This is a genomic window from Streptococcus sp. Z556 (assembly GCF_053010225.1).
The window spans coordinates 120,720-143,837 of sequence record NZ_JBRKNU010000002.1 but is presented as its reverse complement, the minus strand read 5'-3'; the positions used below and the strand labels follow the sequence as shown (position 1 = coordinate 143,837).

Annotated in this window: 23 protein-coding genes and 2 tRNA genes; 4 read left to right on the top strand and 21 right to left on the bottom strand. The window is 41.4% G+C overall.

Features of this window, described 5'->3' with window-relative positions:
• Positions 1–90: 90 nt before the first annotated feature.
• The 13 genes from ACVC7S_RS03105 to parE all read right to left on the bottom strand — a co-directional run bounded on the left by ACVC7S_RS03105 (position 91) and on the right by parE (position 12,503).
• On the bottom strand, positions 91–285 hold the full coding sequence (locus ACVC7S_RS03105; protein WP_447266147.1) for a DUF3272 family protein: 195 nt from the start codon (positions 283–285) through the stop codon (positions 91–93).
• A gap of 27 nt (positions 286–312) precedes the next feature.
• Positions 313–1,971, bottom strand: a complete 1,659-nt coding sequence (gene dnaX, locus ACVC7S_RS03100; protein ID WP_447266146.1) for a DNA polymerase III subunit gamma/tau — start codon at positions 1,969–1,971, stop codon at positions 313–315.
• Positions 1,971–2,468, bottom strand: a complete 498-nt coding sequence (locus ACVC7S_RS03095; protein WP_447266145.1) for a GAF domain-containing protein — start codon at positions 2,466–2,468, stop codon at positions 1,971–1,973. The genes dnaX and ACVC7S_RS03095 overlap by 1 nt, the downstream gene beginning before the upstream one ends.
• 82 nt (positions 2,469–2,550) lie before the next feature.
• The gene (rpsA, locus tag ACVC7S_RS03090; protein ID WP_001001616.1) at positions 2,551–3,753 is read right to left on the bottom strand and encodes a 30S ribosomal protein S1; all 1,203 of its coding nucleotides are present in this window, start codon (positions 3,751–3,753) and stop codon (positions 2,551–2,553) included.
• 162 nt (positions 3,754–3,915) lie between these two features.
• A tRNA-Gln gene (locus ACVC7S_RS03085) sits at positions 3,916–3,987 on the bottom strand.
• Between the two features lie 8 nt (positions 3,988–3,995).
• A tRNA-Tyr gene (locus ACVC7S_RS03080) sits at positions 3,996–4,076 on the bottom strand.
• Positions 4,077–4,125: 49 nt separating this feature from the next.
• A complete protein-coding gene (locus tag ACVC7S_RS03075) occupies positions 4,126–4,356 on the bottom strand; it encodes a DUF2969 domain-containing protein (RefSeq protein ID WP_049484231.1) in 231 nt (76 codons plus the stop codon).
• Positions 4,357–4,468: 112 nt separating this feature from the next.
• The gene (locus ACVC7S_RS03070) at positions 4,469–5,506 is read right to left on the bottom strand and encodes a branched-chain amino acid aminotransferase (protein WP_447266335.1); all 1,038 of its coding nucleotides are present in this window, start codon (positions 5,504–5,506) and stop codon (positions 4,469–4,471) included.
• Between the two features lie 115 nt (positions 5,507–5,621).
• Positions 5,622–8,102 (bottom strand): DNA topoisomerase IV subunit A, encoded by a 2,481-nt coding sequence (parC, locus tag ACVC7S_RS03065; RefSeq protein ID WP_447266144.1) that lies wholly within the window; start codon positions 8,100–8,102, stop codon positions 5,622–5,624.
• Between the two features lie 233 nt (positions 8,103–8,335).
• On the bottom strand, positions 8,336–9,190 hold the full coding sequence (locus ACVC7S_RS03060; RefSeq protein WP_447266143.1) for an aminoglycoside 6-adenylyltransferase: 855 nt from the start codon (positions 9,188–9,190) through the stop codon (positions 8,336–8,338).
• Complete coding sequence (locus ACVC7S_RS03055; RefSeq protein ID WP_447266334.1) at positions 9,180–9,692, bottom strand: hypothetical protein; 513 nt, start codon at positions 9,690–9,692, stop codon at positions 9,180–9,182. Before ACVC7S_RS03055 ends, ACVC7S_RS03060 begins: the two co-directional genes overlap by 11 nt.
• Positions 9,693–10,109: 417 nt before the next feature.
• Positions 10,110–10,517 (bottom strand): YkvA family protein, encoded by a 408-nt coding sequence (locus tag ACVC7S_RS03050; RefSeq protein WP_447266142.1) that lies wholly within the window; start codon positions 10,515–10,517, stop codon positions 10,110–10,112.
• A 42-nt stretch (positions 10,518–10,559) separates the two neighbouring features.
• Positions 10,560–12,503 (bottom strand): DNA topoisomerase IV subunit B, encoded by a 1,944-nt coding sequence (gene parE / locus ACVC7S_RS03045; protein WP_447266141.1) that lies wholly within the window; start codon positions 12,501–12,503, stop codon positions 10,560–10,562.
• Between the two features lie 135 nt (positions 12,504–12,638).
• Between parE and plsY the strand changes: the two genes are divergently transcribed.
• Positions 12,639–13,280 carry a glycerol-3-phosphate 1-O-acyltransferase PlsY gene (gene plsY / locus ACVC7S_RS03040; RefSeq protein WP_268705117.1) on the top strand — a complete coding sequence of 214 codons (642 nt, stop codon included), beginning with the start codon at positions 12,639–12,641 and terminating at the stop codon, positions 13,278–13,280.
• 33 nt (positions 13,281–13,313) lie between these two features.
• Here plsY and ACVC7S_RS03035 read toward each other — a convergent pair whose 3' ends face one another.
• The 8 genes from ACVC7S_RS03035 to ACVC7S_RS03000 form a co-directional block, all read right to left on the bottom strand.
• Positions 13,314–14,270 carry an ABC transporter permease gene (locus ACVC7S_RS03035; protein WP_447266140.1) on the bottom strand — a complete coding sequence of 319 codons (957 nt, stop codon included), beginning with the start codon at positions 14,268–14,270 and terminating at the stop codon, positions 13,314–13,316.
• 2 nt (positions 14,271–14,272) lie between these two features.
• A complete protein-coding gene (locus ACVC7S_RS03030; protein ID WP_049536349.1) occupies positions 14,273–15,331 on the bottom strand; it encodes an ABC transporter permease in 1,059 nt (352 codons plus the stop codon).
• Complete coding sequence (locus tag ACVC7S_RS03025; RefSeq protein ID WP_447266139.1) at positions 15,324–16,859, bottom strand: ABC transporter ATP-binding protein; 1,536 nt, start codon at positions 16,857–16,859, stop codon at positions 15,324–15,326. The genes ACVC7S_RS03030 and ACVC7S_RS03025 overlap by 8 nt, the downstream gene beginning before the upstream one ends.
• A 136-nt stretch (positions 16,860–16,995) precedes the next feature.
• Positions 16,996–18,051 (bottom strand): BMP family lipoprotein, encoded by a 1,056-nt coding sequence (locus tag ACVC7S_RS03020; RefSeq protein WP_251935657.1) that lies wholly within the window; start codon positions 18,049–18,051, stop codon positions 16,996–16,998.
• A 90-nt stretch (positions 18,052–18,141) separates the two neighbouring features.
• Positions 18,142–18,531 (bottom strand): cytidine deaminase, encoded by a 390-nt coding sequence (locus tag ACVC7S_RS03015; RefSeq protein WP_061406959.1) that lies wholly within the window; start codon positions 18,529–18,531, stop codon positions 18,142–18,144.
• A complete protein-coding gene (deoC, locus tag ACVC7S_RS03010; protein WP_447266138.1) occupies positions 18,518–19,180 on the bottom strand; it encodes a deoxyribose-phosphate aldolase in 663 nt (220 codons plus the stop codon). The genes ACVC7S_RS03015 and deoC overlap by 14 nt, the downstream gene beginning before the upstream one ends.
• Positions 19,181–19,199: 19 nt before the next feature.
• On the bottom strand, positions 19,200–20,477 hold the full coding sequence (locus ACVC7S_RS03005; protein WP_447266137.1) for a pyrimidine-nucleoside phosphorylase: 1,278 nt from the start codon (positions 20,475–20,477) through the stop codon (positions 19,200–19,202).
• On the bottom strand, positions 20,474–21,064 hold the full coding sequence (locus ACVC7S_RS03000; protein ID WP_447266136.1) for a class I SAM-dependent methyltransferase: 591 nt from the start codon (positions 21,062–21,064) through the stop codon (positions 20,474–20,476). The genes ACVC7S_RS03005 and ACVC7S_RS03000 overlap by 4 nt, the downstream gene beginning before the upstream one ends.
• Before the next feature lie 234 nt (positions 21,065–21,298).
• On the opposite strand from ACVC7S_RS03000, the gene coaA reads away from it, so the two are divergent.
• The 3 genes from coaA (at position 21,299) to ACVC7S_RS02985 (ending at position 23,109) form a co-directional block, all read left to right on the top strand.
• Positions 21,299–22,219, top strand: coding sequence for a type I pantothenate kinase (gene coaA / locus ACVC7S_RS02995; RefSeq protein WP_447266135.1), 921 nt, complete (start codon positions 21,299–21,301; stop codon positions 22,217–22,219).
• 67 nt (positions 22,220–22,286) lie between these two features.
• Entirely contained in the window at positions 22,287–22,523 is a 237-nt protein-coding gene (gene rpsT / locus ACVC7S_RS02990) for a 30S ribosomal protein S20 (protein ID WP_001274000.1), read from the top strand.
• A 52-nt stretch (positions 22,524–22,575) separates the two neighbouring features.
• Positions 22,576–23,109 (top strand): DNA topology modulation protein, encoded by a 534-nt coding sequence (locus ACVC7S_RS02985; RefSeq protein ID WP_447266134.1) that lies wholly within the window; start codon positions 22,576–22,578, stop codon positions 23,107–23,109.
• Positions 23,110–23,118: the final 9 nt, after the last annotated feature.

Here is a 23,118-nt window from a genome sequence, read left to right as displayed (position 1 = left end):
CTAAAAAATAGGGCAAAAGGTCAATAAATATACTCTACTAGTATAACAAAAAAAAGCCTAAAAGGCTTTGATTTTGTCTAGAAGCTGGGGCTAATCCTTGCGGTTTAGGTGCTGATCAATAGCGTCTACAATTTTTCCCATCAGGTAACTTAACCTAAAGTTTCGAAAGAGTAAAATCGCCCAAAAAGCTGCCATAACGTAGCGACCAGTCATCAAGGATTCATTGAAGAAATAAGTCTCAGCTGCCGTGAATAACGTTATTATGATAAATTGTTGTCTATTCATAAGATTATTGTATCATGAAATCCACTTTTAGTCTTCTTCAACCATGACTTTATCAGCTAGAAATTCAAATCCTTCTGGAATCAGACTCTCTTCTTCCACCTCTTGGTCAGCTTGAGGAGACTTGTTTTTAGCTGAAAATGCTGCTCGAACCTCTTTCCATTCCTCTAGGGAAATAGCCAGAATCTCAGGTGAAAATCCAGCAGCTTGGCTAAGAATATTGCCAAACATGGTATTGAGGTTATCCCGTTTCATGGTTTGCCCAGCATTGAAATTAGACTCAAAGGCTAAAATAGCATGGTGTTCATTGGCCGCAACTGGTTGAGAACCTACGAGAAGGGCCTTATCTGGTCCAGCTAAACTTTCAATCACTTCTCCCCACGCATTCTGGAGGCGAATCAAGTTTTGTCGTGCCAAATCAGGATTTTCAACAGCTTCTTGCAGAATAGACTGAACTTTGTTGCGATCCACTCGATAGACTGTCTTGGAAGTGGCTGGACGACTAGGGACTGGGGCAACTTGTTTAGGAGCTGTTCCTACATTAGCAATCTCTTGTTTGAGACGGGCAACTTCCTGTCTCAGTGCAGAAATTTCACTTTCAACAGCTCCCGAAACCGCAGATTCAGGCTTAATTTCTGCTAAACGAATGGTCATCATTTCAGCATAAATCTTAGGTTGCAAACTGGCCTTCATATCTGCTAAACTCACTGTCGCTAGACGAATCATTTCAAAGAGACTTTCCTGAGAAAGAGCTAGATTGTCTATAAAAACTGGACTATGATGAGTATTTTCGCCACCTGTCTGAACAACCAGTAGATCACGCAAATACTGCAAGAGATCCGTCACAAAACGAGTCATGCTCTTGCCATTTTCAAACAATAGATTTAAAGAATCGAGCGCTTTTGGGACATCTTGTTGGGCCAAGGCGGCCACATAGTCATCTAGAGCCGAAAGACTAATAGTGCCTGTAATCTCCTCAGAAATAGCTGTCGTTAAAGCATTCCCTTGCGTCAAACTCAAGGCTTGATCCAGAATAGACAAGGCATCCCGCATTCCACCTTCAGCTCGTCTGGCAATGATTTCCACAGCCTCTGGTTCAGAACTGATATTCTCTTTTGACAAAATAGTTTGGATATGGTCCTTGATATCTTGCGTTCGAATCGATTTAAACTCAAAACGTTGAACACGGGATAAAATGGTTGCTGGAATCTTATGCAATTCAGTGGTTGCCAAAATAAAGACGACATTCTGAGTCGGCTCTTCAAGCGTCTTCAAAAGCGCATTGAAGGCTCCCGTAGACAGCATATGAACCTCGTCGATAATGTAGACCTTATAACGAGCCAAGCTAGGAGCATAGGTCGATTTATCACGAATTTCACGAATTTCATCGACTCCATTATTCGATGCCGCATCCATTTCGATAACATCTTCTAAGCTTCCTTCTGTCACAGCCTGACAGATATAACAGTTATTACATGGTTCTCCGTTCACTTGGTTCGGACAGTTCATAGCCTTGGCAAAAATCTTGGCTACACTGGTCTTCCCAGTCCCACGAGGGCCTGAGAAAAGATAGGCATGACTAATCTTTTCCTGCTCAACCGCTTGTTTTAGGGTTTTAGCCACAACTTCTTGACCTACCAGTTGTGAAAAAGTTTGGCTTCTATATTTTCGATAAAGTGCTTGATACATTAGGCTTTCTCCTCAAACATTGTAAAGTCCCATTCTGTCTTCTCAAGCAAAATAGCGACAAATTGTTCCAAGTAATCACGGTCAATGGCATTGTAATCATCAATCAGAGAAGAGTCTAGATCTAATACACCGACTAATCTACCATTTTTAAGCATAGGAACTACGATTTCACTCTTGGCATGACCATCACAAGCAATGTAGTTTGGATAGGTGCTCACATCGCCAACTAAAACTGTCTCCTGAAACTCAGCAGCTTCTCCACACACGCCTTTTCCAAGCGGGATGCGAATGCAAGAAACACCGCCCTGAAAAGGCCCTAAAACCAACTCGCTACCATCAAACAGGTAAAAACCTGCAAATACAATATTCGGAAAGCGAGATTTTAGGAGGGCACTAGCATTTGAAAGATTGGCAAGAACATTGGTCTCACCTTCTAGTAAGTAAGAGAGTTCCTCATTTAACATTTGATATTGTGATTGTTTTTCTGAATCTAACATAGAACTATTATATCAAAAATGAGAAAGAGACAAAAGAAAAATCCCTTGTTTTAAACAAAGGATTTTGCGATTATCAATTTGATTAAAGTTCGATATCACCGAACAAGTCAGCCATTGAGAATCCTGTTTGTGTTTCTGGAAGTTCGAAATCACGTTTTTCTTGACGTTTTGGACGACGTGGACGAGCAGCGCGTTTCTCTTCTTTTTGTCCTTCTTCTTGAGCTGGACGTTCTTCAAGAGCTTTGATAGAAAGTGATACACGTTCTGCGTCAGCGTTAACATCAAGGACTTTAACAGTAACTTCTTGACCAACAGTAAGAGCTTCTTTTGGATTTTCGATACGTTTGTGTGAAATTTGTGATACGTGAACAAGTCCATCGATACCTGGCAATACTTCAACAAATGCACCGAAGTCAGTCAAACGTTTAACTGTTCCTTCTACTACATCACCTTTAGCCAATTTTTGCTCAACGCCATCCCATGGTCCAGGTGTTGTTGCTTTAAGTGAAAGTGATACACGTCCTTCTTCTTCGTTAAGATCAAGGATTTTCACTTCAATTTCTTCACCAACAGTTACTACTGATTTAGGTGAAACGTTACGTTCGTGTGACAACTCAGTCAAGTGAACCAATCCGTCAACACCACCAAGGTCGATGAAAGCACCGAAGCTTGTGATACGAGCAACTTTACCAGTTACGACATCACCAACAGCCAATTTACCGAATACTTCAGCACGAGCTGCTGCAGTAGCTGCTTCAACAACTTCACGACGTGAAAGGATGAAGCGGTTCTCTTTAGCGTCAACTTCTTTGATTTTAGCATCAAATTCTTGACCTACGAAACGCTCAGTGTTACGTACGAAACGAGTGTCCAACATTGAAGCTGGGATAAATCCACGTACACCTTCAAATTCTACTGAAAGTCCACCTTTAACGGCACGAGTTCCTTTAACAGTAACAACTTCTTCTTCGCGTCCTACAAGTTTGTCCCATGCTTTGCGAGCTTCAAGGCGTTTTTTAGATACAAGGTATGTAACTGTATCAGTATCTTTACCAACTACTTGACGAAGTACAAGAACATCCAATACTTCTCCTACTTTAACAAAGTCATTGATATCTGCATCGCGATCGTTTGTCAATTCGCGAAGAGTCAAGACACCTTCAACACCAGTCCCAGAGATTGCAACGTTAGCTTGAGTCGCATCAACTGTCAATACTTCAGCACTAACAACATCACCAGGCTCAACTTGGCTAACGCTATTTAGCAAATCTTCAAATTCGTTCATCTAAAAAATCCTCCAACAATCAAGTTTTTTCTTAACTTGACATACTTATAATTTTTTTCCTAAGCACCCGCAAGGACATGTTCATATCGTTCACGTCTTTCAATTATAAAAATAAAATACCCTAAGATATTTTCTTTTTATCTTGAATTTATTACCTAAGAACTGGGGTAGCTGGATTCGAACCAACGCATGAGGGAGTCAAAGTCCCTTGCCTTACCGCTTGGCTATACCCCATTGATAAATGGAGAGAGAGGGATTCGAACCCCCGAACCCGAAGGAGCGGATTTACAGTCCGCCGCGTTTAGCCTCTTCGCTATCTCTCCAATGTTTAACGAGAACTATTATATCATGAAAATTTCAATAAAACAAGTATTATTTTGTCAAATTATAGTTTTCAATCAAAATTTCCACAGCTTTTTCAAGTTTTTTATAAAAACTATCGACATTTCCATTCTTTATGATGGCAAATTGGTTATCTAATTCGGCAATTTCCCCAATGACCTTTTTCCCAATTGTCAAAATGTATCCTTCATAGCTGTCTTTTCCAACAGTCACTTTTGCATCGGTTAATTGGATTTCAATTTTCTTATCTTTTTTACTCATACTGTACCTCTTTTCACTTTTTCTATTGTACAAGAAAATACTCAAACTAGCAAGAAAAAACTCCATTTCAGCCATTACAACTGCTATGGAGTTCTTCTTTACTTCGTGTCTTTTAGTCCACTTTGACAATCCATCCCTCTGGTGCTTCCACATCACCAAATTGGATACCAGTCAATTCATCGTAGAGTTTACGTGTAACAGGACCTACTTCTGTTTCACTATAGAAAACATGGAAATCATCGCCATGTTGAATCCCCCCAATTGGAGAAATAACTGCTGCTGTACCACAAGCTCCTGCCTCTACAAAACGATCCAAATTATCAATTGGAACATCACCTTCGATCGGTGTCAAGCCCAAGCGGTGTTCAGCCAAGTAAAGCAGAGAGTACTTGGTAATAGATGGTAAGATAGATGGGCTTAATGGCGTAACAAACTCATTATCAGCCGTAATCCCAAAGAAGTTGGCTGATCCGACTTCCTCAATCTTGGTGTGGGTAGCTGGATCTAGGTAGATAACATCTGAAAAATTACGTGATTTTGCCATTTTACCTGGTAGAAGACTGGCAGCGTAGTTACCGCCTACCTTGGCAGCTCCTGTACCATGTGGGGCTGCTCGGTCAAATTCATCTTGAATCAAGAAATTCGTTGGAACCAAGCCACCTTTGAAGTAGTTGCCAACTGGCATGGCAAAGATAGTGAAAATGTACTCCTCTGCAGGTTTTACCCCGATGATGTCTCCAACACCAATCAAAAGCGGACGAAGATAGAGGGTTCCACCTGTTCCGTATGGTGGTACATAATCTTCATTTGCACGGACAACTGCTTTACAAGCTTCTACAAACATTTCTGTAGATACTTGAGGCATCAAAAGACGGTCGCAGGTACGTTGCAAACGCTTGGCGTTTTCATTAGGACGGAACAGTTGAATACTGCCATCCTTAGTACGATAGGCTTTCAATCCCTCGAATGCTTGCTGTCCATAGTGAAGACTTGGAGAAGATTCAGAAATATGAAGAGTCGAGTCCTCCGTTAATCCCCCTTGATCCCATTGTCCATCTTTGTAATGAGCGATATAACGGTAGGGTAATTTCATATATGCAAAGCCAAGATTTTCCCAATCAATTGCAACTGTCATGTGTTTCTCCTTTATACTATTCAAACTATGTGTTCTATTCTACACTTTTCTAGTAAAATTTCAAGTATTATTTGTAATTTTCTGAAAATTTTTTCAACATAAAGAAATCAGCCCTCTGGACTGATTCTTTTTAAGGATTGGATTTGTCCTCTTTAAAAACTTCTTTGAGGTAAGCATCGAAAACTTCTTCATCTGAAATGGTGTCTGATATAAAGCTTCCATTGCTAGTGCGTTCATACAAGTTCAAATCTTGCAATCGGCTCTCATAGATTGTTCCCTTGTTAGATTGGACAAGCAGTGTTTGGTCGTTCTCTTCCACTTCTGTACTAAAGAGATCACCAACGAAACCTTGCTCTGCAACTGCTCCTGCTAAGAAGACACGATGCGGTTTGTTTTTTAACTCACGCAAGACTTGTAGTCCTCGTTTGGCACGGCTGGTTGCTGGAATTTCGTCAATAGAAACACGTTTTAAACTACCACGTTGGGTCAAGAGGAAGAAGGATGAGGTGTTACAGATAAAGGCGGATTGGAGGACATCATCTTCTTTCAGGTTCATAGCCTTAACACCTGCAGCCTTGGCACCGACAACAGGAACCTCTTCGATATTGAAACGAAGGGCATAACCGTTTTGGCTAATCAAGAGTACATCATCTAGTTTAATTGGAGCCACTGCTACAATCTGATCTGTCTCGTCTTTGAGCTTAGCATACTTGACAGACTTCGACTTGTAGGTTCTCCATGGAGAGAATTCTTTGCGTTCTACGCGTTTGATTTGACCAAGACGAGTTGCAGCAAAGTAGGTTGTCGCATCATCAAACTGATCCACGACTTCTGCATAGAGAATTTCCTCGTTAGTTTCAAAGTTTGTGACAGTTTGGCTCAGATGCTCTCCGATATCCTTCCAACGAATATCTGCCAATTCGTGGATTGGTCGATAGATGACATTCCCAAGAGTCGTGAACATCAAGAGGTGCTGGGTTGTCTTGGCAGATTGAACAAAGATCAGACGATCATCATCACGTTTGCCAATTTCTTCCAGCGTAGAAGCTGCAAAGGAACGTGGGCTGGTACGCTTGATATAGCCAGCCTTGGTCACACTAACGTAGGTATCTTCTTCTGCAATCAAACTAGCTGTATCAATCTCGATGACGTTTGCTGTATCTTCTAAAGTACTCAAACGTGGTGTCGCAAATTTCTTCTTGACCTCACGAAGTTCTTTCTTCATGAGATTGTACATAGTCCGTTCATCACCGATAATCGCCGCCAGCATAGCAATCTTCTCACGAAGCTCTGCTTCTTCTTCCTGCAAGACAACGACGTCGGTATTGGTCAAACGGTAAAGTTGCAAGGTAACGATAGCCTCTGCCTGCTCCTCTGTAAAATCATAGCTGACCTTGAGGTTTTCCTTAGCGTCAGCCTTATTCTCAGAAGCACGGATAAGAGCAATGACTTCATCCAAGATAGAGATGACACGAATCAAACCTTCGACGATATGGAGACGTTTCTCAGCCTTTTCCTTGTCAAAGCGTGAACGCGCCAAGATGACTTCACGACGATGGGCGATATAGCTAGACAGGATTGAGACAATTCCGACCTGACGAGGTGTGAAATTGTCAATCGCCACCATGTTAAAATTGTAGTTGATTTGCAGGTCAGTGTACTTAAAGAGATAGTTAAGAACGAGCTCGGTATTGGCGTCTTTCTTGAGTTCGATCGCGATACGAAGACCATCTCGGTCAGACTCATCACGAACCTCAGCAATCCCTGCTACCTTGTTATTGACACGAACATCATCGATTTTCTTGACCAGATTTGCCTTGTTGATTTCATAAGGAATCTCAGTGATAACGATTTGTTCCTTACCACCTTTTAGCTTTTCAACCTCCGTCTTAGAACGAACAACGACGCGCCCTTTCCCAGTTTCATAGGCTTTCTTGATTTCGTCACGCCCTTGGATGATAGACCCTGTAGGGAAGTCCGGCCCAGGTAAGAATTCCATGAGCTTGTCCACCTTGGCTGTTGGGTGGTCAATCATGTAAACTGTCGCATCGATAACCTCAGCCAAATTATGCGGTGGAATATCTGTGGCATATCCAGCCGAAATCCCAGTCGATCCATTAACCAAGAGGTTTGGAAAAGCTGCTGGCAATACCGTCGGTTCTTTCTCGGTATCGTCAAAGTTCCACGCAAAAGGAACGGTCTTTTTCTCGATGTCCTGAAGGAGATAACCAGCAATCTCAGACAAACGCGCCTCAGTATAACGCATTGCCGCCGGCGGATCTCCGTCCATAGAACCGTTATTACCGTGCATTTCAACTAGAATCTCACGATTTTTCCAATCCTGAGACATACGAACCATGGCATCATAGATAGAAGAATCACCGTGTGGGTGGAAATTCCCCATGATGTTACCGACAGACTTGGCTGACTTACGGTAGCTCTTGTCAAAGGTATTGCCATCCTTATTCATCGAATAAAGAATGCGACGCTGAACCGGCTTCAATCCATCACGAATATCTGGCAAAGCCCGGTCTTGAATAATATACTTGGAGTAGCGACCAAAGCGCTCTCCCATGATGTCCTCTAGGGACATGTTTTGAATGTTAGACATAGGATACTAAGCCCGTAAAATGCAAAGTGAAAATAGGAAATTCTTAAAGCGAGCGATGCTCGTAAGAGAATTTATCTTTTTCACACAGCATTTAGGGCGTGTTCAACTCCTTTCAAAGAATGTAGAGTAGGTTTTGTAGAATAAAGGATATTTTACGGAAATTAGTACCGTGTTCAGTTACGATAAATAACCAAACGACCCTTTCTGTAGTTTAAAAAACATTGCTTAATTATTTAGCGATTAGGAAGTTTCTCCTCAGCATACTGAATCATCTTCTCCGCCACTTCCTTATCGTAATCAAATCCCATCTTTTGAGCAAGAATTTGAGCTTCTCTGTGGAAGAGATTCATTGTGGAGAATAGGGATTGAGTGATTTTCTCTACACTTGAAAAATCAAGCAGATTTGAGAATTCTTTCCCTTTCTCTGTAGGTAAATACTGGAAAAGATACTTGTAGTTCTTGCCGATATCGACTGTTCCATTATCACTTGCTACCTGCCAAGCCAAGACCTTCAAGAGTTCTTGCTGACAAATACCGTAGAGATGGTCAGTCGCATAGATGACTTGCTTGCGACAGATTCCCTTGACCACATAGGCTGATACCCACCAAAATTCATTGCAGGCTTTTTCAAAATCTATCTGACTAGCTGGACTTGTCCAGTAACGTTGAGGACTTGGAGAATAAGGCACAAACAAGCCCTTAGGATCCTCTAGCACCGTGAAATCCGCTTCGCTTTCTACCCACTCCTTGATATGCACTTTAGGACATAGAGTCAAATCAATCCGATTGCCATCCTCAAAGAGCATGAGATAGAGACGACGGTTGCCTAGGATATTATGCTGCTCAATGATACGAGCGTCAAACTGGTCCAACCAAGCAAGATTGCTTGTTAGAGTATCTAAGTCATCCACAACATAAACCACGTCGTAATCCTGAAATTCATCTTTTGGTGCTTTTGGATTTGTCCGTGAACCAGACATAGCGACAGCCTCGACTTGTATATTTTCGGCTACCTGTAAAATTAATCTCAGCATTTGCGCTTCACTTCTATGTTGTCTGCACATATCTTTTATAGAATTATTTTTCATTGCCGTCTTGCTCCTCTTGTTTTTGGATGCCTCGTATTCTTTTCATCTCAAGTTCGCCTACTATCAATTGGATAGTTGAACAAATCCCCGAAACGATTAAAACAAAATAAAACAAATTCATATCGTTTCTATGATATATTTGAAAGCTTCTCCATAATACAAAAGTATTTACTAATGAAAGAAGGAAAAGTAAAATAGCATTGAATAGGAGTATTATAGCAAACTTACTCTTAAAATACCTATAATGTTTTCCAATCCGATAGAGGGTATATGATGAGAAAACAATCATCAAAGGTGTGAAGGCAAGTGCATAAAATAAGATAAACCCTATTCCTGAGTATGGTTTACTTTCCATTGGTAGATCTAATAGACAGATACCAATAGTGAGGATGTTCAATATAAACAAGGATACTGTGCGAGCACACTCTTTTCTACCTTTATTGGTCATTAAGTCATATATAATTCCCAAAATAGCCAAGAGAACGAGGAAAAAAGGCAACATTAATAACGTAATCAATACCTCACCTCCAATAGTTATAGCGATTATTCACATACAAAAGATGATCGTCACCTTTACTTGAACTTCAAAACTCCCCTGTCTGGTAAAGGTTATACCCTTCGTAATAACATGAAGCATCCACACCCTTAAAGAAACTGGCCTGAGTGAGGTCATCCGTCAGATTATTGAGGAGGAGATACTTGAGTTCTTACCAGCGTCAACTTTTAAAGTTTTAACTGTTCCTAAAATCAGTCCAAGCATTTCGGGTTCAGTTCTCATGTTTATCACTTCTTTGTTTATTATAAAAATGAAATAAGGTATCAGATAATAAAATTAAGTATTGTCTATAAGTGATGATTTAAAATGTTTTGATAATTCCTGTTTATACGGAATTGACTGGTAATAATCTAATTTATTGTCTTAAATTAATCCTTGAGAGCGACGCCATTCATCATAGGCTTCGACATCTGTTTTTACCATTGATAAACAAAGTCCAATTACTGCCACATCATCTAAATGTCCTACAAACGGAATAAAATCAGGAATAATATCTACTGGTGATAAAACATAAATAAGTGCACTCATAATTGCCAAAATTGTCCCATAAGGAACAGTAGTGTACTTCCCTTCCACATAATGTTTAATCAAAGAAATCATAATTGGGATAACAGCAAATTCTTCTCCGACTAATGGCATTTCTTTTATTTTTTGCTCCAATCGATATAAATAATCATCTAATTCATCTTTATTATTTAATAAAGCCCCAGATTTTCCATAACCACTTTCAAGAGCTTCTTTTACTTGTTCTTCGTTAATATTGTTAGACATTTTTATTTCTACATTAGATTTTCTATATTAATTTTATATTTTTTAAAACACTGCCGCTTCTTCCAGCGTAAACTTGACATTATCTTCAATCCACTTACGGCGTGGTTCGACTTTATCTCCCATGAGGACATTGACGCGACGTTCGGCGCGTGCTAGGTCTTCAATCGTAACACGAATGAGAGTACGGGTTTCTGGGTTCATGGTTGTTTCCCAGAGTTGATCCGCATTCATCTCACCAAGTCCCTTGTAGCGTTGGAGGGTAGCGCCTTTTCCAAACTGCTTGCGGAGTTCTTCTAGCTCTCCGTCCGTCCAAGCGTAGGCCACTTCTTCTTTCTTGCCTTTTCCTTTAGACATTTTGTAAAGAGGTGGAAGAGCGATATAGACATGTCCTGCTTCAACTAGGGGACGCATGTAACGGTAGAAAAATGTCAAGAGCAAGGTCTGGATATGGGCACCATCGGTATCGGCATCGGTCATGATAATGATCTTGTCATAGTTGGCATCTTCAATAGAGAAGTCTGCTCCAACACCCGCACCGATGGTATAAATCATGGTGTTGATTTCCTCATTTTTTAGGATATCCGCCATCTTAGCCTTGGCTGTATTGATGACCTTACCACGAAGAGGTAGGATAGCTTGGAATTTACGGTCACGACCTTGTTTGGCAGATCCACCGGCAGAGTCTCCCTCGACCAGGTAGAGTTCGTTCTTGGCAGGATTTTTAGACTGGGCTGGGGTCAATTTTCCAGACAGCAAGCCCTTGTCTTTCTTGTTTTTCTTACCATTTCGGCTCTCATCACGCGCCTTACGTGCTGCTTCACGAGCGTCACGAGCCTTGATAGCCTTACGTATGAGGTTAGAAGCCAGTTCACCATTTTCCATAAGGAAGAAGGTCAACTTATCAGCCACAATTCCATCCACAACCGGACGTGCTAGTGGACTTCCAAGCTTGTCCTTGGTCTGGCCTTCAAACTGAAGGTGTTCTTCCGGAACCAAGATAGAAAGAACGGCCGCTAGTCCCTCACGATAATCTGAACCTTCTAGGTTTTTATCTTTTTCCTTGAGAAGTCCCGTCTTACGGGCATAGTCATTCATGACTTTGGTAATGGCAGACTTAAGTCCTGTCTCATGCGTTCCACCATCCTTGGTACGGACGTTATTGACAAAGGACAAGATGTTATCTGAAAATCCATCATTATACTGGAGGGCTACTTCTACTTGGAAACCATTGTCTTCCCCTTCAAAGTATAGAACTGGTGTCAAGGTTTCCTTGTCTTCGTTGAGGTAGGAAACAAAGTCCTGCACCCCATTTTCATAGTGAAACTCGATCGCTTCTTCTGTTCGTTTGTCAGTTAGAGACAAGGTCACATTTTTCAAGAGAAAGGCTGACTCATTGAGGCGTTCTGAGATGGTATTGTACTTGAAGTCTGTCGTGGAAAAGATAGTTGCATCAGGCATGAAGGTAACCTTGGTACCTGTCTTAGACTTAGCTGCTGTCCCAACCTTTTGAAGAGTTGTTACTGGTTTGCCACCATTTTCAAATCGTTGCTTGTAGACTGTACCATCACGGGTGATTTCAACTTCCAGCCAACTTGATAGGGCATTAACGACTGAAGATCCCACTCCGTGGAGACCACCAGATGTTTTATAACCCCCTTGACCGAATTTCCCTCCAGCGTGGAGAATGGTAAAGATAACCTCAACTGTTGGAATGCCCATGGCATGCATCCCAGTAGGCATCCCACGACCATGGTCTTGAACGGTCAAACTCCCGTCCTTATTGATGGTCACATCAATGCGATCACCAAATCCAGACAAGGCTTCATCGACTGCATTGTCCACAATTTCCCAGACTAGGTGATGGAGACCCGCACCGTCAGTCGATCCGATATACATCCCCGGACGTTTACGGACCGCATCCAACCCTTCTAGCACCTGAATGGCGTCATCATTGTAGTTATTAATATTGATTTCCTTTTTTGACACAAGGAACCTCCTATTTGTTCATCTTTACTATTTTACAGGTTTTCTAGGGATTTTGCAAAATTTTTCCCATTCTGCTGTCACAATTTCACAAGATATTCTCTGACTTTCCACAGCATTTCATGGTATAATAGGTCTATGATGACATTTGTATTATTAATTCTAGCTTATTTGCTAGGTTCGATTCCGTCTGGTCTCTGGATTGGACAAGCTTTTTTTCAAACAAATTTGCGTGAACACGGTTCTGGAAATACTGGAACGACCAATACTTTCCGTATTTTAGGTAAGAAGGCAGGTATGGCAACCTTTGTGATTGACTTCTTTAAAGGGACCTTGGCCACTCTCCTTCCTATTCTTTTCTACCAACAAGGTGTATCACCTCTCGTCTTTGGACTTTTGGCCGTAATTGGACATACCTTTCCTATCTTTGCAGGATTTAAGGGGGGCAAGGCTGTCGCAACTAGCGCTGGGGTTGTTTTCGGATTTGCGCCTGTCTTCTGTCTCTATCTAGCAATCGTATTCTTTGGAACCCTCTATCTAGGTAGTATGATTTCACTATCTAGCGTTGTTGCTTCTATTGCTGCTGTAATTGGAGTTCTAATTTTCCCACTATTTGGGTTTATCTTAAGTAGCTATGACCTTCTTTTTATCGTAATTATCTTAGCTCTTGCTAGCCTAATTATCATTCGTCACAAGGATAATATCACACGCATCAAAAACAAAACTGAAAACCTCGTTCCTTGGGGACTAAACTTGACACATCAAAATCCTAAAAAATAAAACGCCAGTTTCAAACTGGCGTTTTTTGTATGATTATTTAGACTTAATGTAGTTAATCCCATCTGCCTTAGGAGCAACTGCTTTTCCGAAGAAGGCTGCCAAGACAAGAATTGTCAAGACATAAGGCGCGATTTGAAGGTATACCGTAGGAACTCCTTGCAAGAAAGGAAGTTGAGATCCGATAACTGCCAAACTTTGAGAGAGTCCAAAGAAGAGACTTGAAAGCATAGCACCGATTGGATTCCATTTCCCAAAGATCATTGCAGCAAGGGCAATAAATCCTGGCCCTACAATGGTTGTTACTGAGAAGTTGACGGAAATGGATTGAGCATAAATCGCTCCCCCAATTCCACCAAGGAATCCTGAAATGATAACTCCAAGATATCGCATCTTGTAGACGTTGATTCCCAAGGTGTCCGCTGCTTGAGGGTGTTCACCAACCGAGCGAAGTCGAAGACCAAAGCGGGTTTTGAAGAGGATAAACCAAGCAAGGAATGAGAAGGCAATGGCTAAGTAGCCAAGAAGACTTGTTGACTTGAAGAAGATTTCTCCAATCACTGGAATATTGGCCAAGACTGGGAAATCAAAACGTCCAAAAGTCTGGGTTAGATTATCCGTTTGTCCTTTGTTATAAAGAACTTTGACCAAAAAGACTGCTAAAGCGGGCGCCATCAAGTTCAATACCGTACCACTGACAACATGGTCCGCACGGAAGTGAACGGTAGCTGCTGCGTGAATGATGGAGAAGATTGCTCCAACAAGTCCCCCAACTAATAAGGAGATCCATGGAGTTACTGCTCCAAGTTGTTCTGCAAATTCAAGGTTAAAGACTACTCCAGAAAAAGCACCCATAACCATAATTCCTTCAAGACCGACATTGACAACACCAGCACGTTCAGAGAAAACGCCTCCGATACTTGTAAATACAAGCGGTGCTGAATAAATCAACATGGATGATACCAAGAGGGTTAGCATTGTTGTAATAGACATACTTACTTACCTCCTTTTACTTGTTTTTTTGGTTTGACAAAGCGTTCGATTAGATAGTGAACGCTGACAAAGAAGATAATTGATGCTGTTACGATACTAACAAGCTCTGATGGTACTTGCGCCGCATTCATACCAGGTGCTCCAACTTGGAGAACACCAAATAGAAAGGCTGCAAATAGAATTCCAATTGGTGAATTTGAAGCTAGTAGACTAACTGCCATACCATTAAACCCGATAGCCAATGAAGATCCTTGTACATATACGTTTTGGAAAGTTCCTAGACCTTCGACTGCTCCACCTAAACCTGCCAAAGCTCCTGAGATAATCATCGAAAGAATGATTGTACGTTTTGCAGAGATACCTGCGTATTCAGAAGCATTTGGGTTAAGACCAACTGCACGAATTTCAAAACCGAGAGTTGTTTTCTTGAGCAAGAACCAGATGACTCCTACAGCAATTATTGCAAAGAAAATCCCGATATTCATACGAGAGTTTCCAGTCAACTCAGACAACCATTGCGTCTGGTAAGTTGCATTTGCACTGACACGAATCGTTGAGTCTGTACTTTGCATGATATCTTTAGGGAAGGCATGAATAAAGGCATTTCCCACATACAGTACAATGTAGTTCATCATGATGGTCACGATAACTTCTGACGTACCCAGATAGGCTCTGAGGATACCTGGAATGGCACCAACAATTCCACCTGCAATCAAAGCGATAATCACTGTTAATGGAATCAAGATGAGACGTGGCATATCAGGATTTGACAAGGCAAACCAACCACTGAGAATCCAACCCGCAAGAGCTTGACCTGGCAAACCGACGTTAAAGAAACCTGCACGACTGGCAACCGCAAAACCAAGACCAATCAAGACTAGAGGCCCCATGGCACGGAAAATTTCACCTACTCCACGAAGACTACCAAAGGCTGTGTAGAATAATTCCTCATAACCCCAAATAGCATCGTAGCCGAAAATCCACATGACAATGGCTCCGAGAAGGATTCCTAAGAATACAGAAATCAAGGGAACCGAAATTTGTTGTAATTTTTTAGACATCACTCTTCTCCTTTCCCAAGCTTCCGCCAGCCATCAAGACACCAAGTTCTTGTTTATTGGTTGTTTCTGGTGTCACAACACCTTGAATCTTCCCATCGTGGATAACAGCGATGCGGTCAGAGACATTCAAAATCTCATCCAATTCAAAGCTGACAACAAGGACAGCCTTGCCATTATCACGGGCTTCAATCAAGCGTTTGTGAATGTACTCAATGGCACCAACGTCCAAACCACGTGTTGGTTGGCTAACAATGAGGAGATCAGGGTCACGGGTAATCTCACGGGCGATAATGGCCTTTTGTTGATTTCCCCCTGAGAGAGCTGCTGCTGGAACAAACTCACTAGCAGCACGAACGTCAAATTCTTCCATCAATTTCTTAGCATGAGAAGTAATATTGGCATAGTTCAAGATACCATTTTTACTGAGCGGTTCTTTGTAATAGGTTTGAAGAGCAATGTTTTCCGAAATCATCATATCCAAAATCAAACCATCACGATGACGGTCTTCTGGAACGTGCCCCACACTCATCTCAGTAATTTGTCGAGGATGCATACCGACAACTGACTTTCCTTTCAAATCAATGCTACCAGACTCAACTTTCCGAAGACCTGTGATAGCTTGAATCAGTTCTGACTGACCATTTCCGTCAATACCCGCAATACCAACAATTTCACCAGCACGAACATCCAAAGAAAGGTTCTTCACAGCTGGAACACCACGGTTTTCATTGACAACTAGGTCTTTGATAGACAAGACCACATCTTTCGGCTGGGCTGCTTGTTTGGCTGTCTTAAAGGATACGGAACGTCCAACCATCATTTCTGCCAAATCTGCATTGGTTGCTCCTGCAATCTCAACAGTCTCAATAGATTTTCCTCGACGGATAACCGTAACACGATCAGAGACTGCACGGATTTCATCCAACTTGTGGGTAATCAAGATGATGGATTTGCCTTCTTTGACAAGGTTTTTCATGATTGCCATCAACTCATCAATTTCCGAAGGAGTTAATACCGCTGTTGGTTCGTCAAAGATAAGGATATCAGCACCACGATAGAGTGTTTTCAAGATTTCTACACGTTGTTGGGCACCAACGGAAATATCCGCTACCTTGGCAGCAGGATCCACTGCCAAACCATAACGTTCAGAAAGAGCCTTGATTTCTTTAGTAGCACCAGCTATATCTAGAACACCATTCTTAGTGATTTCACTCCCTAAAATGATATTCTCAGCTACTGTAAAAGCTTCAACCAACATAAAGTGTTGGTGAACCATTCCGATTCCCAAACTAGCAGCTTTAGATGGTGAGTCTAGTTTTACAACCTGACCATTCACCACAATTTCACCACTCGTTGGCTCAAGAAGTCCTGCCAGCATATTCATCAGAGTGGATTTACCCGCTCCATTTTCTCCTAAAAGTGCATGGATTTCACCTTTACGAAGTTCAAGGTTAATCTTGTCGTTAGCGACAAATTCACCAAAAACCTTGGTAATCTCACGCATCTCAATGACATTTTCGTGTGCCATATGCTCTTCCTTTCAGAGGTTTATTTTATTTCAATAAAACCTGCTAATCACATTAACAAGCTCTATTGAGACAAAAATTGCCTCAATTCTTAAAGAAGCGACCGATGGCCGCTTCCTAAGAAATGACTTTTATCCATTATTTTTCAGGAACTTTAATGCTTCCGTCAAGAATTTTAGCTTTTGCATCTTCAACAGCTTTTTTACCTTCTTCTGAAAGGTTTGTCACTGCCAAGTCAACACCTTTATCCTTCAATGAGTAAACGATAACTTGACCGCCAGGGAATTCACCTTTTTCAGCTTTGTTGGCAAGGTCTTTTACAGCTGTACCAACTTGTTTCAAAGTAGAAGCAAGTACGAAGTTAGCTTCTTTACCATCTTTAGAAGTGTATTTACCTTCATCTACTTGGTCACGGTCTACACCGATAACCCAAACTTTTTCACTTTCATTTTTGCTTTCATTCAAAGATTTAGCTTCTGAGAAAACACCTGCTCCGGTACCACCAGCTGCTTGGTAGATAACATCTGCACCTGCAGCGTATTGAGCTGCAGCAATTGTTTTACCTTTAGCAGCATCACCAAATGAACCAGCGTAGTCTACTTGTACTTTGATAGATGGGTCAACTGACTCAACACCAGCTTTGAAACCAGCTGCGAAGCGAGAAATAACTTCAGATTCCATACCACCTACAAAACCAACTTGTTTTGTTTTAGTAGTTTTAGCTGCAGCCACACCTGCAAGGTATGCTGCTTCGTTATCCGCGAAAGTAGCACTTACAACATTTTTTTGATCTTTGATCACATCGTCAATCAAAACATAGTTTATATCTGTATGTTCTTTTGCAGCATCAGCAACTGCATTTTTAAGTGCAAAACCAATACCATAGATTAAGTTGTAATTTCCAGCTGCTTGTTGCAAGTTGTTTGCATAGTCCGCTTCACTTGTTGATTGGAAGTAAGTATAACCTTTATCTTTTTCAAGGTTGTGTTCTTTACCCCAAGCTTGAAGACCTTCCCAAGCTGATTGGTTGAATGATTTATCATCAACACCACCAGTATCTGTAACGATAGCTGCTTTAGTCTTCACATCAGAAGAAGATGAAGCTGCGTTACGAGAAGAGCGATTACCACATGCAGCAAGTCCAAATGCTGCTACTGCAACTAGACCAAGGCCTAGCCATTGTTTCTTGTTCATTTCTGAACCTCCTAAATAAGATGCGCAACGATGTTGCAAGTATGGATTGATTGGTCACAAGGACCCTTGCCACTCAGAGAGTGACACAGACTATTGCAAGTCTGTAAAAGAATATGGAAGTAATTCCCCGACCGTCATCTCGACCGTCGTTTTATCTTTGGCAACTAGAGTCACCTTTAGATCTGGTTTAAAAAATTCGACCATAACTTGGCGACAAGCACCGCATGGTGATATAGGTTTTTCAGTCTGACCGTAGACAATCAATTCTGAAAACTCCCGTTGTCCTTCAGAAACCGCCTTAAAGATAGCTGTACGCTCCCCACAGTTAGTCAAGGGATAACTAGCATTCTCGATATTGACACCCGTATAAATGCTACCGTCCTTGGCAACTAAGACAGCTCCGATAGGAAAGTGAGAATAGGGCACGTAGGCATTCTTGCTGGTTTCAATGGCTAGTTCAATTAACTCAGTAGTCGCCATCCGCCAATTCTCCTTTTAAGATTGCTACACCAGCGGATGTTCCAATACGAGTAGCGCCTGCCTCCACAAAGGCAAGAGCGTCAGCGTAAGAACGCGCTCCACCAGCAGCTTTAACACCCATATCAGGTCCCACTGTTTGACGCATTAATTTGACATCTGGCAGAGTTGCTCCCCCAGTTGAGAAACCAGTAGATGTTTTAACAAAGTCTGCTCCCGCTTTTTGAGACAGCTGGCAGGCCACAACCTTTTCTTCGTCAGTCAATAAGCATGCTTCAATAATAACTTTCACTAACTTGTCGCCACTTGCTTCTAAGACAGCGCGGATGTCCGATTCAACTAAATCCAGATTGCCTGATTTGAGGGCACCGACATTGATAACCATATCAATCTCATCTGCACCGTTTTGGACAGCTTCTTTTGTTTCAAAAGCTTTGACAGCTGAAGTTGTTGCTCCCAAAGGAAAACCAACTACTGTACAAACCTTTACATCTGAACCTTCAAGCCCCGCCTTTGAATAAGCAACCCAAGTCGGGTTAACACAGACACTGGCGAAATCATACTCACGCGCTTCAGATAGCAAACGATCAATTTGTTCTTGACTTGCATCTTGCTTTAAAAGCGTATGATCAATGTATTTATTTAATTTCATATTCGGATTCTCCCTGGTTTTATGAGATAATTTCTATAATTTCTCGTAAACTTTGCACTCCATCATTTATTTTAACATATTTTTGAAATTCTGTAACTAGTTCAGAAGAAATTTTTCCATTTGTATAAACTTTTGCGACAATTTCACCCTTCTGAACAGGATCTCCAACTTTTTTCTCAAAAACGATTCCAGTTTCATAGTCTAGAGCATCAGTCTTGACTGCGCGACCAGCTCCTAATCTCATGGCATATAGGCCAAAATCCATAGCTGGAAGGGCTGAAATGACACCTGACTCTTGAGCTGGGATATCCACTACATGTGCAACATTTACTGGGCGGTAGAGATCTTCTAGATCACCGCCTTGAGCCGCCACCATTTCTTCAAATTTGGCAAGTGCTTGCCCATTTTCAAGGTGTTGACGTACTTCTTCTACCGTCTTCTCAACATCTGCTAAACTAAGCATAATCTGAGCTAGTTCACAGATAAAGTGACTGATATCTTCTCGACCTTTTCCTTGAAGAATTTCGATTGCTTCTAGAATTTCGAGACGATTGCCAATAGCTCGACCCAAGGGTTGACTCATATCGGTAATAACTGCTACTGTCTTTCTTCCAACAGCCTTTCCGAGATCAACCATAGTTTGAGCCAATTCGCGTGCCTCCTCAACAGTCTTCATAAAGGCACCCTCACCGACAGTCACATCTAGCAAAATGGCATCTGCCCCAGCAGCGATTTTCTTACTCATGACAGAACTAGCAATCAAAGGAATAGTGTCGACTGTCGCTGTCACATCACGAAGAGCATAGAGAAGCTTGTCTGCTTTAACCAGCTGGTCAGACTGACCAATGACAGATACACCAATATCTTGAACCTGTTTGATGAAATCCTCTTGACTACGTTCCACTTGGTAGCCCTTGATTGCTTCTAACTTATCTAAGGTTCCACCAGTGTGTCCTAGTCCCCGACCACTCATCTTGGCTACTGGCACACCAAAACTGGCTACCAAAGGAGCTAAAATCAAGGTCACCTTATCACCAACACCACCTGTCGAGTGTTTATCTACTTTGATGCCCTCTATGGCTGACAAATCAAACTCTTGCCCCGTCTTAACCATGTTCATCGTCAGGTCAGAAATCTCACGTGTGGTCATTCCTTTGAAATAAATCGCCATAGCAAAGGCAGACATTTGATAGTCTGGGACTGTTCCAGCCACATAGCCTTCTACCAACCACTTGATTTCACTTGAAGACAGTTCTTGACCATCTCGTTTCTTTTGGATTAAATCAACGGCTCTCATAATTTCACACTCCTAAGGATATAATAACCCTTGTCCTTCTTTATGATTTCACAATTTCCAAAAACGTCTTCCATCTTGCTTTTGGCACTAGGGGCACCCTGTTTTTTCTGAATAACGATTGTTAAGTCGCCATCGTCTTCCAGAAAATCCTTACTCTTTTCGATAATCTCATGAACAACTTGCTTGCCCGCACGAATCGGAGGATTGGAGATGACATGATCAAATTTCCCTTCAACTTGCTCATAGATGTTGGATTGGAAAATAGTTGCTGAAACTTGATTTCTCTCAGCATTTTTTCGCGCCAAGTCCAAAGCACGATTATTGATATCGACCATGGTTGCTTGGACTCCGTAAGCCTTGACCAAAGTAATACCAAGGGGACCGTACCCACAGCCGACATCTAGCACTCGCTCGCCTTTTTCAACCTCTAGACACTTTAGTAAAAGCTGACTACCAAAGTCAATCATCTTTTTACTAAAGACACCTGCGTCCGTTAAAAAGGTCAATTTATGTCCCAGCAACTCTACTCTCAAGTCATGAATATCGTGAGCTGCATCAGGATTTTCTGCATAATACATTTTACTCATAAAACTATTTTACCATAATTTAAGGAAATATAAAATCGTTTACAAAGCTAAAATTCAACAAACAAATTAAAACTGTTATGATAATAATTAAAGAATTTCAGTATTATTTCCTCTATTTTTGACCTTTTAGAGCAACTTATAGCAACTTTCAAGAATCAGAATGAGAGATATCGAATTTCGTTCTCTCTTTAAATGAAAAATATGATATACTAAGATATCGAACGAGGAAAGAATATGACCAACGAATTTTTACATTTTGAAAAAATCAGCCGTGAAACCTGGCAGTCCTTGCACCGCAAGTCAACTCCTCCCTTGACGGAAGAAGAACTAGACTCAATCAAGAGTTTTAACGATCAAATCAGCCTACAAGATGTGACAGATATTTACTTACCATTAGCTCATCTCATCCAAATTTACAAACGCACCAAAGAGGATTTAGCCTTTTCTAAGGGAATTTTTCTCCAAAGAGAGAGTAAATCTCAACCCTTCATCATCGGAGTTTCGGGAAGTGTTGCCGTTGGCAAATCAACAACTAGCCGACTTCTGCAAATCCTTCTCTCTCGTACAGTGACTGACGCCACTGTGGAGTTAGTGACGACTGATGGTTTTCTCTATCCCAATCAAACGTTAATTGATCAAGGAATCTTAAATCGCAAAGGTTTTCCAGAGAGTTATGACATGGAGGCCTTACTGAATTTCCTTGACCGCCTAAAAAATGGCCAGGATGTCGATATCCCCGTTTATTCTCATGAAGTGTATGATATTGTTCCTGGGGAAAAACAACGAGTCAAGGCTGCAGATTTTGTCATTGTCGAAGGAATCAATGTCTTTCAAAATCCACAAAACGAGCGTCTTTACATCACCGACTTCTTTGATTTTTCCATCTACGTAGACGCCGCTGTCGAAGACATTGAAAGCTGGTATTTAGACCGCTTTTTGAAACTTCTCAGCTTTGCCCAAAATGATCCAGACAGCTACTACCACCACTTTACGCAAATGCCAATAGGGGAAGTAGAGTCTTTTGCCCATCAAGTATGGAGTGATATCAACCTTACAAATCTACAAAACTATATTGAACCAACAAGGAATCGGGCTGAGGTTATTCTCCACAAGGCTAAAAACCATGAAATCGATGAAATTTACCTAAAAAAATAATTTCCCCTTGTCAAAACATAAGTTTTCAGATATAATAGTATAGTTAGTAAATATGGAGGTAAGAACATTGGCAAACATTAAATCAGCTATCAAACGCGCTGAATTGAACGTTAAACAAAACGAAAAAAACTCAGCTCAAAAATCAGCTATGCGTACTGCTATCAAAGCTTTCGAAGCAAACCCTTCTGAAGAACTTTTCCGTGCTGCTAGCTCAGCTATCGACAAAGCAGAAACTAAAGGTTTGATTCATAAAAACAAAGCAAGCCGCGATAAAGCTCGTCTTTCAGCTAAACTTGCTAAATAAGAAACAGTCCACCGAGGCTGTTTTTTTGTCCTCCATTACGAAAAGGAAGAAAATGAAAATCGCAATCATCGGCTATTCTGGAGCTGGGAAATCAACCCTGGCACAAAAGTTATCCCAGTTCTACTCAATTCCCAAACTGCATATAGACACCCTCCAATTTCAACCAGGCTGGCAAGACAGTGATCGTGATTGGATGAAAACCGAGATGAAAAACTTCCTCACAAAGCACGAAGTTTGGGTCATCGACGGCAACTACTCTTGGTGCTATTACGAGGAAAGAATGTTAAAAGCTGACCAAATCATCTTCCTCAATTTTTCACCTTGGACTTGCTTACTGAGGGCCTTTAAGCGTTATCTCAAATACAGAGGTCAAGTTCGAGAAAGCATGGCTGCAGGCTGTAAAGAGCAATTTAACTGGGAATTTATCCGATGGATTCTCTGGGATGGGCGGAGCAAATCCGCTAAGGAACGCTACAAGGGGATTCAAGAAACCTATCCAGAGAAAGTAATTGTCCTCCGGGCTCAAAAGGAGATAGACCACTTCTTAGAAAATCTCGCACATAACAAGAAAAACCAACGTACCTAACGTTGGTTT